The organism is Pseudomonas sp. 05N432, from assembly GCF_056396945.1.
In genome coordinates this window covers 1-981 of record NZ_JBFTMM010000057.1, presented here as the reverse complement: position 1 = coordinate 981, position 981 = coordinate 1, and the positions used below count along the sequence as shown (strand labels likewise).

Annotated in this window: 1 protein-coding gene; it reads right to left on the bottom strand. The window is 62.6% G+C overall.

Features of this window, described 5'->3' with window-relative positions; genetic code table 11:
- On the bottom strand, nt 1-981 hold a 981-nt coding region (locus tag AC1DHT_RS29170; RefSeq protein ID WP_477761591.1), incomplete at both ends, for an immunoglobulin-like domain-containing protein.

The following is a 981-nucleotide window of genomic DNA, read 5'->3' as shown; positions in this document are numbered from 1 at the left end:
GTGATCTGGCCGCCTTCGGTGACCGAACCGGTTGCTGCCAGGGACAGCCCGGTGTTGTCGATCGAATCGGTGATCGTGGTGACCGCCGGGGTGGTGCTCGGGGTCAGCTGCTCGAAATTGCCACCGGTGGTGCTTTCAATGGTGGTGCTGACGGTGCTGCCGTTTTTGTAGACGTCGTTGGCCGGGGTGTCGACSWYCACCGWGCCGSTGGTTTTGCCGGCTTCGATGGTGATGGTCGAACCGTTGGACAGGGTCACGGTGACCGGCGTTTGCGCCGGATTGGTCAAGGTGGCGGTGTAGGTGATCTGGCCACCTTCGGTAACCGAACCGGTCGCCGTCAGGCTCAACCCGGTGTTGTCGATCGAATCGGTGATGGTGGTGACCGCCGGGGTGGTGCTCGGGGTCAACTGTTCGAAGTTGCCGCCGGTGGTGCTTTCGATGGTAGTGCTGACGGTGCTGCCGTTTTTGTAGACGTCATTCGCCGGGGTGTCGACCACCACGGAACCGGAAGTCTTGCCGGCTTCGATGTTGATGACGGCGCCGTTGGACAGGGTCACGCTCATGGCGGTGCCGGCCGGGTTGGTCAGCGTCGCGGTGTAAGTGATCTGACCGCCTTCGGTGACCGAACCGGTTGCTGCCAGGGACAGCCCGGTGTTGTCGATCGAGTCGGTGATGGTGGTGACCGCCGGGGTGGTGCTTGGGGTCAACTGCTCGAAATTGCCACCGGTGGTGCTTTCGATGGTGGTGCTGACAGTGCTGCCGTTTTTGTAGACGTCGTTGGCCGGGGTATCGACCACCACCGAGCCGCTGGTCTTGCCGGCTTCGATATTGATGACGGCGCCGTTGGACAGGGTCACGCTCATGGCGGTGCCGGCCGGGTTGCTCAGCGTGGCGGTGTAAGTGATCTGACCACCTTCAACCACCGCCCCATTCGCCGTCAGGCTCAGCCCGGTATTGTCGATCGAATCGGTGATCGTGGTG